Source organism: Xanthomonas floridensis, assembly GCF_001642575.1.
Classification (GTDB): Bacteria; Pseudomonadota; Gammaproteobacteria; order Xanthomonadales; family Xanthomonadaceae; genus Xanthomonas; species Xanthomonas floridensis.
Window position 1 is genome coordinate 69,203 of record NZ_LXNG01000057.1, and the last position, 14,801, is coordinate 84,003.

Annotated in this window: 3 protein-coding genes and 1 pseudogene; all 4 read right to left on the minus strand. The window is 68.1% G+C overall.

Features of this window, described 5'->3' with window-relative positions; all coding sequences use genetic code 11:
• Positions 1-116: 116 nt before the first annotated feature.
• Positions 117-2,000, minus strand: coding sequence for a diffusible signal factor-reguated S8 family serine peptidase (locus A7D17_RS21260; RefSeq protein WP_064510932.1), 1,884 nt, complete (start codon positions 1,998-2,000; stop codon positions 117-119).
• Positions 2,001-2,220: 220 nt separating this feature from the next.
• Entirely contained in the window at positions 2,221-8,718 is a 6,498-nt protein-coding gene (locus tag A7D17_RS21265) for an ESPR-type extended signal peptide-containing protein (protein ID WP_064510933.1), read from the minus strand.
• Positions 8,719-9,238: 520 nt separating this feature from the next.
• Positions 9,239-9,644, minus strand: a pseudogene (locus tag A7D17_RS21270) (protease); the annotation flags it as partial.
• Positions 9,645-10,309: 665 nt separating this feature from the next.
• Positions 10,310-14,356: a phosphoribosylformylglycinamidine synthase gene (purL, locus tag A7D17_RS21275; RefSeq protein ID WP_064510935.1), complete on the minus strand. Its 4,047-nt coding sequence runs from the start codon at positions 14,354-14,356 to the stop codon at positions 10,310-10,312.
• Positions 14,357-14,801 lie beyond the last annotated feature (445 nt).

The following is a 14,801-nucleotide window of genomic DNA, read 5'->3' on the forward strand; positions in this document are numbered from 1 at the left end:
GTCCGGCGCCGACTGTAGCAGTTTGCCGCGACGATCAACCGCACGCATCTGAATCGCCCTGAAAAACGATGCCCCCGGTGATTAGCCGGGGGCATCGGTCACACTATTGCCCGCGCTTACTGTCGCGCGACGAGCGTCACCTTCGCATAGTCCATCGCACCCACCAGCTTGATGTAGTAAGTGCCAGCCTTGGGTGCGGTGAAACGCACGGTCTCGCTGTTGCCCGGACGCGTCGACTTGGCGTCGAAGCTGGTGGCGCTGGGCTCGGCCTCATGGCTGACGTAGACCGACACATCGCCGGTGCCACCGTAGGTCATGAAGCTCAGCACCGCGCCGGCCTTGGCTTCGAAGCTGTACAGCGTGGAGCTGGCATAGGTGCCGCTCAAGCCGGTCAGCGGCACCTTGTTGGTCAGCGCAATGGCGGTCGGGGCGCAGGTCTCGGTGTCCGGATCGCACGGCTCTTCGAGCACCGCTTCCAGCGCGGCCTTGGCATCGACGATGCCGCTGCCGATCGGGGTGCTGGCCGGCGGGGTCACCGGGAAGCGGCGGCTGGTCTGCTTGAGCAGGGCCTCGACCGCGGCCGGGGTCAGCGGGCCTTCGCCCAGACCGATGGCCGCGCTCTGCACCAGGGCCACGACGCCCGCCACGTGCGGGGACGCCATCGAGGTGCCACCCAAACCCATATAGGTATAGCTCCCCGAGGTCGGCGTGGTCGCACCGGTGTAGCCGGCCTGCCAGATGTACCCACCCGGGTTGCCGTCCACGCTGCCGCCGCCGCCGGGACCGGACAGGTCCACCTTGCTGCCGTAGTTGGAGTAATAGGTGATCCCGCCGGTGATGCGGGTGGCACCCACGGTGATGGTGTTGTTGCAGCTGGCCGGCGAATGGTTGGCCGCATCTTCGCCGCTGTTGCCGGCCGCCACCACCACGGTGGTGCCGCGCGACACCGCGCCATTGATGGCCAGCTGGGTGGCCGAATCGCAGGGCTCGCCGCCACCCAGGCTCATGTTGATGACCTCGGCCGGGTTGGTGTTGGCGGGCACGCCTTCGACCGTACCGCCGGACGCCCACACGATGGCGTCGGCGATGTCGGAGGTGTAGCCGCCGCAACGGCCGAGCACGCGTACCGGCAGGATGGTCGACTTGGGCGCCACGCCGGCCATGCCGACGCCGTTATTGGTCGCCTCGGCCACGGTGCCGGAGACGTGGGTGCCGTGCCAGGAGCTTTCCTGCGCCACAGACCCGTCGTAGCAGACATTGTCGGCTTCTTCCCAATCGCCGTAATCCAGCGCGCCAGGCACGCGCGCATCGGTCGGGCGACGCGAGACTTCGGCATCACTGATGAAGTCATACCCCTGCAGCAGATTGCCGGCAAAATCGGGATGGCCCGGCAGGATGCCGGTATCCAGCACCGCCACCACCACGCCGGCGCCCTGCGACAGGTCCCACGCGGCCGGCGCGTTGATGCCGCCGTTCGGGTTGCTCAGGTGCCACTGATACTGCGCGTACAGCGGGTCGTTGGGAACCAGCTGCGGGCTCACATCGGTGGCTGCAACGCTCTTCTTGATCTCGACCGGACGCAACATGCGGTCGATCTGCACGTCGGCCACGGACGGATCGTTCTTGAGCTCGACCACCACCTTGTCCACCTGGGCGGCGGTGAGCGTGCTGGACAGCTTGATCAGGTCCGAGCCGATGCCGAGCTTGCGCACATACGTCGCCTTGGCGGCGGCAGCGCTGCTGCGTGCGCCGGTGCTGGCACCAACGCGGCCGACCGCGGCCTGCACCGCACCCAGCTTGCTGCTGCGATCGGTCGCAGCGGCGGTATTTTCCTTGTAGCGCACGATCAGGCGGCTACTGAAAGCGGCGCCGGCCGGAGCTGCCTGGGTCGGTTCCTTGACCAGCAGTTTCGGTGCGGCAGCCAGGGTGCCGGACGCACCAAGGGCCATCATCAGGATGGCGCCGGTCAGCGGGGTGAGGCGGAAAGTCTTGTCGATCACGGTGAAGTCCTCTTCGTGTTTTTCGTGAATCAGGCTTGGAGCAGCGTCGAAAACGCCGTGCAGCCGCTACGCGGCCTGCGGTGCTTTCTCGATTGCCCCTGGTACGGCCATTCCTCCATGCGAATCCGTTGGCTGGCCTAGCCACGGTCCTTGCCCGCCCCCTCAGGCCCTGCCTTGCCGCGACGGCGCACATCGGCACCGTCGCGTTTGATGCAATCGCTTACCAGCCGAAACCGGCACCCACGCCGATCGAGCTGTCATCGCCGCTCAGCGCACCGCCCACGGTCAACGTGGCGCGCGGGCTGATCGCACGCTGGTAGCCCACCGACAACGCCGATTCGCCGTTCTGGAAACCGACACCGGCACCGATGCGATTCGGCGAGGCGATACCCGCCACGCTGGCGGACATGTTCAACATCGCCGAGCTCATCGCGCCCTGACGATCCAGGCGACGGTTCTGCCGACGCAGACGGTCTTCGATATCGCCCTGATAGCTTTCGAAGCTGTCGGCCATCGCGCTGTAGCGGCTGTCGGTGTAGCTGTTGGCCGCGGCAACGCCGCTATCCAACTGGCCCTTGTTGACCGCATCGGTGGCACGCGTACCGGCCGCCACATTGGCCACCTGCCGCTCGCCGCCCACGCTGCCCACCGACACCGTGTTGGCACGATCGGCAACCGAGCCCTGGCCCAGTGCAACGGCACCCTGTGCCGTGGCACGTGCGCCCTGACCAATGGCGGTGCCCGAGGCCGCGGTGACCTGCGCGCCCTCGCCCATGGCGACCGCATTGGTGGCCACTGCCGCAATCTGCGTGTTGGCGCCAACAGCGGTGCTGCCATCGGCATTGACGCGTGCATTGCTGCCGATCGCGGTGTCGTTGGGGCCGTGCGCGTAGGCGCTGCCGCCGATGGCCGTCCCGGTCACGTGATTGGCCACTGCAGCGGTACCCACCGCCGTGGACGTCGCCGCCGGGGTGATGCTGCCAACCGCTGCCGTGGTCGGCGTGCCCTGCACGCTGGCGGTTGCACCGCTCACGTTGCTGGCTGCAGCCGTTGCAGCGACCGCCGGCACCGTGGCCGAGCTGAGCGACACCGTGCGTACCGCAGTGCCGGAAGCCGCGATGCCGCCGCGTGCATCCAGTGCGGTGACCTTGGTATCCAGCGCGGTCAATGCAGCGCCCACGTTGTTGTAGCTGGCGCCCTGGATCACATAGGTCGGCGCCACGAACACGCCCTGCGCACCGATCGCCGCGCCGCCGCCGAGGAAGCTGGCGGCATTGCTCAGCGACTGGTACAGCTGGCCGCCGTTGATCGCATCGGTACTGGCATCGGCAATCGCGCCGGCGCCCACATTGACGATACGACGCGTGGCCGGACCGCCGCGACCATTGCCGCTACCCACCGACACGGTGTTGGCGTCGTAGGTGCGCGAGCCAGAGCCCAAAGCCACCGAATCGGCACCGCTGGCACCGGCATTGGCGCCCAGTGCCACGGCATTGCTGCCGCTTTCGCGTACGAAGGAGTTGTAACCAAGAGCAACGCCGTTTTCACCGATGGAATTGGTCTGACGGCCCATCGCGGTGCTGTTCACGCCGCTGGCGCTGCTGTCCACGCCCATCGCGCTGGCACCGGTGGCCGAGGCACGGCTACCGGAAGCCACCGCCACGCTGCGTGCGCCGCTGGCCGTTGCACCCGAACCCGCTGCCGTTGCGCGATCGCCGGTGGCCGATGCCACACCGTCGCCGGTGGTCCTGACCATGCCGCTGGTGGTCTGTACGTCGGCCGCCAAGGCATCGAGCTGCCCCTTGTTGACCGCATCGCTAGCGGTCTGACCATCGCTGACATTGACGATGCGACGCGTCGCCGGACCGCCGCGACCGTTGCCGCTACCCACCGATACCGTGTTGGCGTCGTAGGTGCGCGAGCCAGAGCCCAAAGCCACCGAATCGGCGCCGCTGGCACCGGCATTGGCACCCAGCGCCACCGCATTGCTGCCGCTTTCGCGCACGAAGGAGTTGTAACCCAGCGCCACGCCGTTTTCGCCGATGGAATTGGTCTGACGACCCATCGCGGTGCTGTTCACGCCACTGGCGCTGCTGTCCACGCCCATCGCACTGGCACCGGTGGCCGAGGCGCTGCTGCCGGAGGCAATGGCGACGCTGCGTGCGCCGGTGGCGACAGCGCCGGAGCCGGCAGCAGTGCTGCGCTCGCCGGTTGCGCTGGCCACTGCATCGCCGGTGGTCTTGAACTTGCTGCTGGTGTTCTGCACATCGGCCGACACCGCATCCAGCTGGCCCTTGTTGACCGCATCGGTCGCCGCCAGACCATCGCTGACATTGACGATGCGACGCGTGGCCGGACCGCCGCGACCATTGCCGCTACCAATCGACACCGTGTCCGCGTCATAGGTGCGCGAACCGGCACCCAGGGCCACCGAGTTGGCGCCGGTGGCACCGGCATTGGCACCAAGCGCCACGCCATTGACCGCGCTCTGGCGCACGAACGAGTTGTAGCCCACCGCAGTGGCGTTTTCGCCGATCACATTCACCTGGCGGCCGACGCCGGTGCTGTTGATGCCGGTGGCCGACGCATCCACGCCGACCACGCTGGCACCGATCGCATCGGCGCGGCTGCCGCTGCCCACGGCCAGCGTGTTGTCGGCCAGCGCGGCTGCGCTCTGGCCCAGCGCACTGGCGTTGAGGCCATCGGCGAAGGAATTCCAGCCGATGGCAGTGGTGTAGTCCGCCGTGGCCCACGCACCTGCGCCGAAGGCGGCCGCGCCCGTACCCGACGCACGCGCCGGAATGAAGCCGAAGAACGTGCTGCCGCCCACCGCAACGCTTTCATCGCCGGTGGCTTCGCTGAACTCACCCACGGCCACCGCGCTGGCGCCGGACGCCTGCGCTGCGGCACCAACGGCGGTGCTGTAGTCGCTGGATGCCACTGCGCCGTAGCCCAATGCCGAAGACAACCGGCCGGTGGCCTCGCTATACCCACCGAACGCGGCGCTGCCGACATCCGAGGCCGTGCTGCGGAAGCCCATCGCCGTGGCCTGGTTGTCCGAGGCAACTGCCTCGTTACCCACCGCCGTGGTGTAGGTCGAGATGGCCTGTGCACCAGCGCCGTTGGCGGTGGCACCCACATCGCTGGCCTGCGCATCGCTGCCGAACGCGCTGCTGTTCTCGCCCAGGGCCTGCGCATTGCTGCCCACCGCTGCACCGCCGATACCGCTGGCCAGTGCATTCAGGCCGACCGCCGTGGCCGCATCGGCAACGGCTTGCGCGCCGGCACCCAGGGCGGTGGTGCCGGTGCCGGTGGCATTGGCGCCCTCGCCTGCTGCCAGCGCGTTGTCGCCTTCGACATACGCACCGGCATCGCTGTCATCGCTGCCGCTGGCCTGGAAGAACTTGCTGGTGGCCGCGCCGGCCTCGGCAACGGCGTTGAGCTGATCCAGGTTCACCGCGTCGGTGCCCTGCGTACCGGCGGCGACGTTGGTGATCTGACGCTCGTTGCCGGCACTGCCCACCGACACCGCAAAGTCGCGATCGGCGACCGAATCGGCGCCCAATGCCACGCTGCTTTCGCCGGTGGACTCGGCAAAGTTACCCAATGCGGTGCTGTTGAGGCCCGGTGCCCACGCGGCACCACCCACGGCGGTGGAGAAATCGCCGGAAGCTTCGGTCGGCAACAAGCCGAGCAAGGCGCCGCCAACCGACACGCTGTTGTAGCCGCTGGCCACACTGCCCTGGCCTGCGGCGATGCTGTAGGCGCCTGTGGCAGTGGCATCACCGCCCACGGCCACCGTGTTCGAACCGCTGGCGGTGCTGAAATTCCCCAGCGCGGTGCTATTGAAGCCACTCGCAGTGGAATACCCACCCAAGGCGGTGGAGTAGTTGGACGTGGCTTCTGCACCGAAGCCGAAGGCCGCGGCGCTGGTGCCATTGGCGACACTCTCCGCGCCCACGGCAGTGGCCGATTCGCCGCTGGCGCTGGCGAAATACCCCATCGCGGTGGATTCGCTGCCCTGCGCCTCGCTCAACGCGCCGACCGCCAGCGACCCATCGCCATAGGCGCCGGCCGCTGCACCGAGCGCGGTGCTCTGCGCACCGGCCGCTTCGCTCTCGCCACCCACGGCCACGGCATAGTCGCCACTGGCCTGGCTGAAGGCGCCATTGGAGACGCTGCCGAAGCCGCTGGCCGCCGCGTTGTAGCCGGCGGCATTGGCGTATTGCGCGGTGGCGCTGGCACCGCTGCCGATCGCCACGGCACCGATGGCCGTGGCCTGGCTGCTGGCACCGAAGGCGCTGCTGTAATCGCCATCTGCGGTGGCATCGGAGCCGGCAGCGGTGGCATCTTCGCCCTGCGCCAACGCGGTGCCTTCACCGGTACCGGCATACAGCCGTGCGGTGGTTTCGGCGGCTCCGGCCACAGCATTGAGCTGATCCAGATTTACCGCATCGGTGCCTTCGGTACCGGCAGCGACATTGGTGATCTGGCGCTGGCCATCCACGCTACCCACCGACACCGTGTTGGCGCGGTCGGCAACCGAGTTGGCACCCAACGCCACGCTGTTGTCGGCCGACACGCTCGTCGATGCGCCTACCGCAACCGAACCGTTGCCCAGCACGATGGCGGTGTCGCCGATTGCGACCGAGGCATCGCCACCTGCGGCCGAGGTGATGCCGACAGCCACGCTGCCCGTGCCATACGCGGTGCTTTCCGCGCCGATCGAGGTGCTGGTGTCGCCGAACGCCACGCTGGCAAAACCCAGTGCGGTGGATTCGAGCCCGTTGCCGATGCTTTCGAAACCGACCGCCGTGGCACCGCGACCGAAGGCCACGCTGGTGCTGCCAAGTGCCGTGCCGTAGAACCCCGACGCGGTGCTGTCTGCGCCCAGCGCCGTGGCGTAACGGTCGCTGGCAATGCTGTTGAAACCCACTGCCGTGGCGTTGTTGACGTTCGCAACTGCACCGCTGCCCACGGCTGTGGTGTTGATGTCCGATGCAAGGCTGCTGGAACCCAGCGCAGTGCTGTAATCGGCCAGCGCCGACGCATTGGACCCTGCCGCGACGCTGTCCACGCCCTCGGCAAGTGCAGCGCCCTCACCGGTGGCCACGAACGTGCGTGCGGTGGTGGAGGCGACATCGGAGACGGCAGTGAGCTGATCGAGATTGACCGCATCGGTGCCTTCGGTACCGGCAGCGACGTTGGTGATCTGACGTTCTGCGCCAGCCGCGCCGACCGACACGGTGTCCGCGCGCGTGGCCACCGAATTGGCGCCCAGCGCCACCGAGTTGGCGCCGCGTGCGGTGCTGTAGTAACCCAGCGCGGTGCTCAGTTCGCCGCTGGCCCAGGACTCCGGACCGACTGCGGTTGCACCTTCGCCAGGTGCGTAGGCGAAGTAGCCCACCGCGGTGGCTTCGGTTCCCGACGCCTCGCTCAGCGTGCCGACGGCAGTGGTGTAGGTGCCCGAGGCGATCGCACCGGCGCCCAGCGCAGTGGACGCCTCGCCACTGGCCTGGGTCTGCACGAAAAAGCCCAGGCCCGGGATCAGGTCCACCGGGCCGCCCACGGCCGTGCTGCTGGTGCCACTGGCGCTGGTCTGGGTACCGACGGCAGTAGCGTAATCGCCCCCGGCGTTGGCCACCGCACCGAATGCCGAGGCCTGGGCACCGGCGGCATACGCGCCGACGCCGAACGAGGACGCCGCAAAGCCGTCTGCATTGGCGCTGGCGCCGACCGCGGTGCCGCCGACCCCGGCGCTGGTTGCGCCGGTGGTGACCGGCACGCCGCCGTTGGTGATCAGCGGCTCGCCGTCTTCGTTCACTGCCGCGCCGCCAACGGCCACGCTGGCCGGGCCGTTGGCCTGTGCGTTGTGGCCGAATGCCGCGCTGTTCTGCCCGGAGGCGAGCGCATTGGCGCCCACCGCCGTGGCGTTGTTGGCCACTGCATTGGCGCCGGTGCCCAGCGCCGTTGTCGCCGTACCCACCGCGTTGGCGGCATCGCCGGCAGCCAGTGCGCTGTCGCCCTCGACGTAGGCGCCCACGCTGTCTTCGCCCGGGGTTGCCTTGAAGAACGTGGCGGTGTCTTCGGCCACATCGGCCACATCGCGCAGCTGCGCCACGTTGACCGCATCGGTGGCGTTGATGCCGGCGCCGACGTTGGTGATGCGGCGCGTTGCAGGGCCACCGCGGCCATTGCCGCTGCCCACCGACACCACGTCGTCTTCGTGCGTGCGCGAGCCTGCGCCCAGCGCGACCGAATTGGCACCGGTGACGCCGGCATTGGCGCCCAGCGCCACGCCGTTTTCGCCCGCCTGACGCACGAAACTGTTGTAGCCGATCGCCACGGCGTTTTCGCCGATGGCATTGGTCTGGCGTCCGATCGCGCTGCTGTTCACACCGCTGGCGCTGCTGTCGGCGCCGGTAGCCACTGCACCGGTAGCGCTGGCATGGCTGCCGGTACCGATGGCGGTGGCCTTGGCGGCAGGCGCGGACGCACCGCGGCCGACTTCGACCGATTGCGCGCTGGCGGGAAGAGGGGCGACGAAGCCGGCGCTACCCAGCGCCAGGGCGATCGCGGCGGCCAGTGCCAGGCTCTGCCGGCGGTCGATGAGCGAGGCCTGCGCTACTGCTCCAGGGCTGTCGCCGCTGGCCAATTCCGAGGCCACGGTCCACACACCCAACGATTTGTTCCAGACCTTGCGATAAATCCGATTCATCGACGCACGACTCCTGAGTTGTTGGGACTGGTTGTTGGCGAGCGCCCACCCTCGGAAGGCCTTTCGGCCACGCGATTCCCCGTGGTTGGGCGCGCTATGGGCCTTGCGGCGATGGACGGCTTGCGCCTGCACCCTGGATAGTCAAAAAGTGAACGCTACCCAACCATAGAACTGCGCAGAGTGTTAACAGTCGCCAAATCGGGCGTCAAGTTTTTGACAGAAAGCGAAGATAAGTGTGCTTTTTGTCACACTTCTGCTTGCTTTTATTATTTTTTTGATAATTCTTTGGAAAACAGAGACCTAGATCATGTCCTTAGAGACATTTCCAGACTGAATGGCCGCGACTGTCAGGGACAAAAAAAGCCCGCCGGCATGACGCCAGCAGGCCTGGTTGCGCAAAACCGCAGGTCAACGAGCGGTCAGGCTCCGACCTCGTCTCGCCTGCGCGATTCCCCGATCCGTGGGGTGCGACATGCGCCAAAGAACCGGCGTTGCGCCGATCTCCGCGCGCGGTGGCGGATCATTGACGCGCCATCACGCTCACCCCGCTGAAGCGCGGCCCCAGCCGTTTGACGATGCAGGGGGCCGGCACGCGGGGCGGTGAAGCGCACCGTCTGGCTGGTGCCTACGCGGGTGGACGCACGATCGTTGTCGGTGGCGCTGGGCTCGCGCCCCGGGCCCACATCCAGCGACGACTGGCCGCCTCCGCCAAAGCTGATGAAGCTCGGCACCGCACCGGCCGCGGCGTCGAAACTGAAGATCAGCGCGTCGCCGGCGACATTGGACACCCCGCGTTCGGGCACGTTGCTGCGCAAGGCCACGGTGTCCAGGCGGCAGCTGAGATCGCTGGCGGCGCAGCGGCGTAACGCCCGCGTCGCCGCTGCGCCGGCATCGACGATGCCGCTACCGGCCGGCCGGCGCGGTGGCCGGCACGGGCAGCGATGGCGCCAACGCGATCGAGCTGCGCCAGGTTCACCGCATCACCCAGATGCCCCCTGCCGCAACGTCCTGCTAGCCCCCCGGGCGGTGCCGATCAGTCGCACGCAAGCCATGCAAACCACGCAAGCTTCGGTCGCAGTTGTTTCCACCCAGCTGTTCACAGCTGCGCCCTTTCTTCGGCGGCAGCGCTGCAACGATGCGTGAGCGAGGATTCCGGCGCCCCGTGCGATGCAACGTCCTCGCAGGCAGGACCTGATCGTCGGCACTGCAGGCGAACGCCCTGCAGCCCGTCATGCATCCCCGACTAATCTGCAGCGGTGGCCAGGGCCGCACGGCGGGTGTTGCGTGGATGAGCCCAGCCAAGCGTTTGGAAAAGCGTGCAACGCAAGGCACACGGTACCGAACGCTCACTCGCGCCGGAGACGGCGGCCGCGCGTTGAGGCCTGTGTAAAACCCGCTGCATGCGACACCTCGCGGCATGCCCCCAGCCTTCCAGCGCACGCCGTGTCCTGGCATGCCATGACGCGCTTCGCACTCACCGCAACGTGCATGCCATGCACCAAACGCAAACGGCCGTGTGCATCGCTGCACACGGCCGCCAGCAAGACCCCCGCATGGCGCACTCAGCGCATGCGGCCCCTACGCATCCAGCTCAACCGCACCAGACGCGCGCGTTGCGGAACATCCGCAGCCAGGGCGACTCCTCACCCCATTCCGCCGGATGCCAACTCAGGTTCACCGTGCGCGGGGTGCGCTCGGGATGCGGCATCAGGATGGTGGCGCGGCCATCGGTACTGGTCAGGCCGGTGATGCCGTCCGGCGAGCCGTTCGGGTTGAGCGGGTAGCGCGACGCCGCCACGCCATCGCCATCGATGAAGCGCAAGGCCACCCGTGCAGCCGCCTGGTCCACGGCGGTCTCGAACTCCGCACGGCCTTCGCCATGCGCCACCGCCACCGGGATCCGCGAACCGGCCATGCCGCGCAGGAAGATCGACGGCGACTCCACCACTTCCAGCAGCGCGGTACGCGCCTCGAACTGTTCGCTGCGGTTGCGCAGGAAGCGCGGCCAGTGCTCGGCACCGGGAATGATGTCCTTGAGCTGACTGAGCATCTGGCAGCCGTTGCACACACCCAGCGCGAACGTATCGCTACGTGCGAAGAACGCGGCGAATGCATCGCGTAATGCCGCACGCTCCAGGATCGAGGTGGCCCAGCCGCGGCCGGCGCCCAGCACATCGCCGTAGCTGAAACCGCCACAGGCGGCGAAGCCGGAAAATTGCGCCAGATCCACGCGCCCTTCGATCAGGTCGCTCATGTGCACGTCGAATGCGCTGAAGCCTGCGCGTTCGAAGTTGTAGGCCATCTCGATCTGCCCGTTGACGCCCTGCTCGCGCAGGATCGCCACCTTGGGCCGCGCGCCGGTCGCCACGAACGGCGCTGCCACATCCTCGGACGGATCGAACACCAACTTGGGACGCAGGCCGGGCGCCTGGAAATCGCGCGCCAGCGCGCGCTCTTCGTCGGCACTGTCCGGGTTGTCGCGCAGCTTCTGCATGGCGTGGGTCACCGACCACCAGGCATCGAACAATTCTTCCCAACGCCATTCCGCCAGCACGCGTCCCTGCCCGCTCACCCGCACGCGCGGCGCGCCGGTGGGACGCGCGATGCGCTGCGCGCATTCGGTCAGTGCATGCCGCTCGACCAGATCGGCAAACGCGGCGCGATCTTCGCTGGCGATCTGCACCACCGCACCGAGTTCTTCGTTGAACAGGCTGCGGAACGCATCGTCGCCCCACGCATCCAGCGTAATATCCAGGCCCTGGCGCGAGGCAAACGCCATCTCGCACAGCGCCGCAAACGCACCGCCATCGCTGCGGTCGTGATACGCCAGCAGCAGCCCGCCTTCGCGTGCATCGCGGATCAGCTCGAAGAAGCTGCGCAGCCGCTGCGCATCATCCAGATCCGGCACGTCACCGCCGAACGCCGGCAACGCCGAAGCGTCGGCGTACACCTGCGCCAGCACCGAGCCACCCAGACGCTGCTTGCCGCCACCAAGCCCGATCAACCACAGCTCGCTTTCTTCATCGTTGCGCAGCAACGGCGTCAGCTGGGTGCGGACATCGCTCACCGGCGCAAAGGCACTGATGATCAGCGAGACTGGAGAAACGCTTTTCAGCATTTCTCCGGGAATGGGGAATGAGGAATGCGGAATGGTGGAAGCGGAGGGCTGCGGCGTTTCGCCATTCCCAATCCCCGATTCCCCATTCCCGGCAACCCACTGCGCCTGCATCGACAGCGAATCCTTGCCCACCGGGATGCTCAGCTCCAGCGCCGGGCACAGTTCCATGCCGACTGCGCGCACCGCGTCGTACAGCAGTGCATCTTCGCCGGCATGACCGGCGGCGGCCATCCAGTTGGCCGAGAGCTTGATGCTGGCCAGGGTCTGCACCGGTGCCGCGCACAGGTTGGTGATCGCCTCGCCGACGGCCATGCGCGCCGAGGCGGCAGCATTCAACAGCGCCAGCGGGGCGCGCTCGCCGATCGACATCGCCTCGCCTTCGAAGGTCTCGAACCCGGCCAGGGTGATGGCGCAATCGGCCAGCGGCAGCTGCCACGGACCGATCATCTGTTCGCGTGCAGTCAACCCGCCCACGCTGCGGTCGCCGATGGTGACCAGAAAGCTCTTGGACGCCACGGTGGGATGCGCCAGCACGCGCAACCCGGCCTCGTGCAGATCCAGCCCCGCAGTCTGCAACACCGGCCACTGCGGTGCCGGCGGATGTACCGCATCGCGATGCATCTTCGGCGCCTTGCCGAACAGGACATCCATCGGCAAATCGATCGGGAGCCGGGAATCGGGAGTGGGGAATGGGGAATGGGGAGGAGCGGCTTCGGCAACCGCCAGCGCGCCGTTACCATTCCCGATTCCCGATTCCCGATTCCCGGCGTCGAAGACGCCGTAACCAACCACCAGCCGCTCTTCGGCCGTAGCCACGCCGACAGCGGCGAACGGGCAGCGCTCGCGGGCGCAGATGGCGGCGAATTCGTCCAGGCGTGCCTGCGGCACACCGAGCACGTAGCGCTCCTGCGATTCGTTGCACCACAGTTCCAGCGGCGACAGCGAGGGGTCGTCGCTGAGCACGCGACCCAGGTCGATGATGCCGCCCACCCCTGAATCGTGCAGCAGCTCGGGGATGGCGTTGGACAGGCCGCCCGCGCCCACGTCGTGGAACCAGCGGATCGGGTTGTCGGTACCCAGCGCCACGCAGCGGTCGATGACCTCCTGGCAGCGGCGCTCCATCTCCGGGTTTTCGCGCTGCACGCTGGCAAAATCCAGCGCCTCGGCACTGTCGCCGGCGGCCACCGAGCTGGCCGCACCGCCCCCCAGGCCGATCAGCATCGCCGGGCCGCCCAGCACGATCACCGCATCGCCCGGCTGCAGGCGCAGCTTCTCCACTTGGTTGCGATCGATCGCGCCCAGGCCGCCGGCCAGCATGATCGGCTTGTCGTAGGCACGGGTCAGGCCCGGACCTTCGGCCAGCTCGAAGCTGCGGAAATACCCCAGCAGGTTCGGCCGGCCGAATTCGTTGTTGAACGCGGCACCGCCCAGCGGACCGTCCAGCATGATGTCCAGCGCCGGGGCCATGCGCGGGTTCAGCGCGCGCGGCGCTTCCCACGGCTGCGGCAGGGTGGGAATGCGCAGGTGCGAGACCGAAAACCCGGTCAGGCCGGCCTTGGGCTTGCCGCCGCGACCGGTGGCGCCTTCGTCGCGGATCTCGCCGCCGGCGCCGGTGGCCGCGCCGGGAAACGGCGCGATCGCGGTCGGGTGGTTATGCGTTTCCACCTTGATCGCAAATGCCGACGGCAGCACCGCTTCGCTGCGGTACTCGCCGCTGGCCGGGTCCGGGCGGTAACGCGCGGCCGGCACGCCTTCCACCACCGCCGCGTTGTCGCTGTAGGCCGACAAGGTGTGCTGCGGGGTCTGCTGGTGGGTGTGCTTGATCATCCGGAACAGCGAGCGTTCCTGCGGCTTGCCGTCGATGGTCCAGCTGGCGTTGAAGATCTTGTGCCGACAGTGCTCGGAGTTGGCCTGCGCGAACATCATCAGCTCGACATCGGCCGGGTCGCGGCCCAGGGCGGCGAAGCGTTCGCGCAGGTAGTCGATCTCGTCCTGCGCCAGCGCCAGTCCCAGGTCGCGGTTGGCCTGTTCCAGCGCATCCAGCGGCACGCGCTGCAGCTGGCCCGGGTCGGGCACGTTGAACAGGGCTTCGGCCGCGGCGGTCGAGCCCAGCAGCGACTGCGTCATTGGGTCATGCAGCAGCTTGGCCACCGCGGCCTGCACGGCAGGGTCCTCCGGCCAGCCAGCCAGATCGATGCGGGTGCCACGCTCTACGCGCTGGATCAGCTGCCCGGCCCCGCGCACCAGTTCGGTGGCCTTGCTCGACCACGGCGACAACGTGCCCAGGCGCGGCACGACATAGCGCGAAGAAGCGTCCTCTGCGCGCGGCGCCGGGTCTGCAGCGGCCTGCAGGATCCGCTGCAAGGTGGCCTGATCGGGCGATTGCCCGGCCTCGGCGCGAATGAAGTAGACGTGCCAGGCGCCGGTGATGCGCAGCGCGGGAACGAGGGTTTGCAGGCGGGTTTCGAGCCGAGCGCGGCGGAACGGCGAAAGGGCGGAAGCGCCCTCGAGGACCATCATGTCCGGGGAACCGTGTCAGAAACGGGGCTGCAGATTGTAACGGAGCCGATGGGTCGGCGTCGGTCGAGCATGCGGCGGAAGGCAATCGGCCAGCGAATCAGGCCGACAGCCACCAACCCACGTTTCATTCGGCGCGGCCATCGTGACAGGTACACGGACGAGCGCAGCGACCTGGCGATTGGCTGCCTGGCTAACGCGTTGGCGACTGGCCATCTGGCTCACGCGCCGGTTGGCTGCGCCCTGCCCTGCTCCAGCTGTGTCTTCATCCGCACCGCCATCGTGGCCCTGCGACTGGCGCAGGCGCGACATCTGGCGGTGGCGACATCTGCGCGCCGGACGCAGCCGATCCACACCACCGCGTGCCCGAATCGGCGGCCGGACGCCACCCGACCGCTCGATCCAGCCAGCCACGCCACCCCGGAACGCAAAAGGCCGGAATGCAGAC

Coding starts and splice junctions, on each gene's coding strand:
- purL (WP_064510935.1), bottom strand. CDS start 14,356: ATGATGGTCCTCGAGGGCGCTTCCGCCCTTTCGCCGTTCCGCCGCGCT.
- A7D17_RS21265 (WP_064510933.1), bottom strand. CDS start 8,718: ATGAATCGGATTTATCGCAAGGTCTGGAACAAATCGTTGGGTGTGTGG.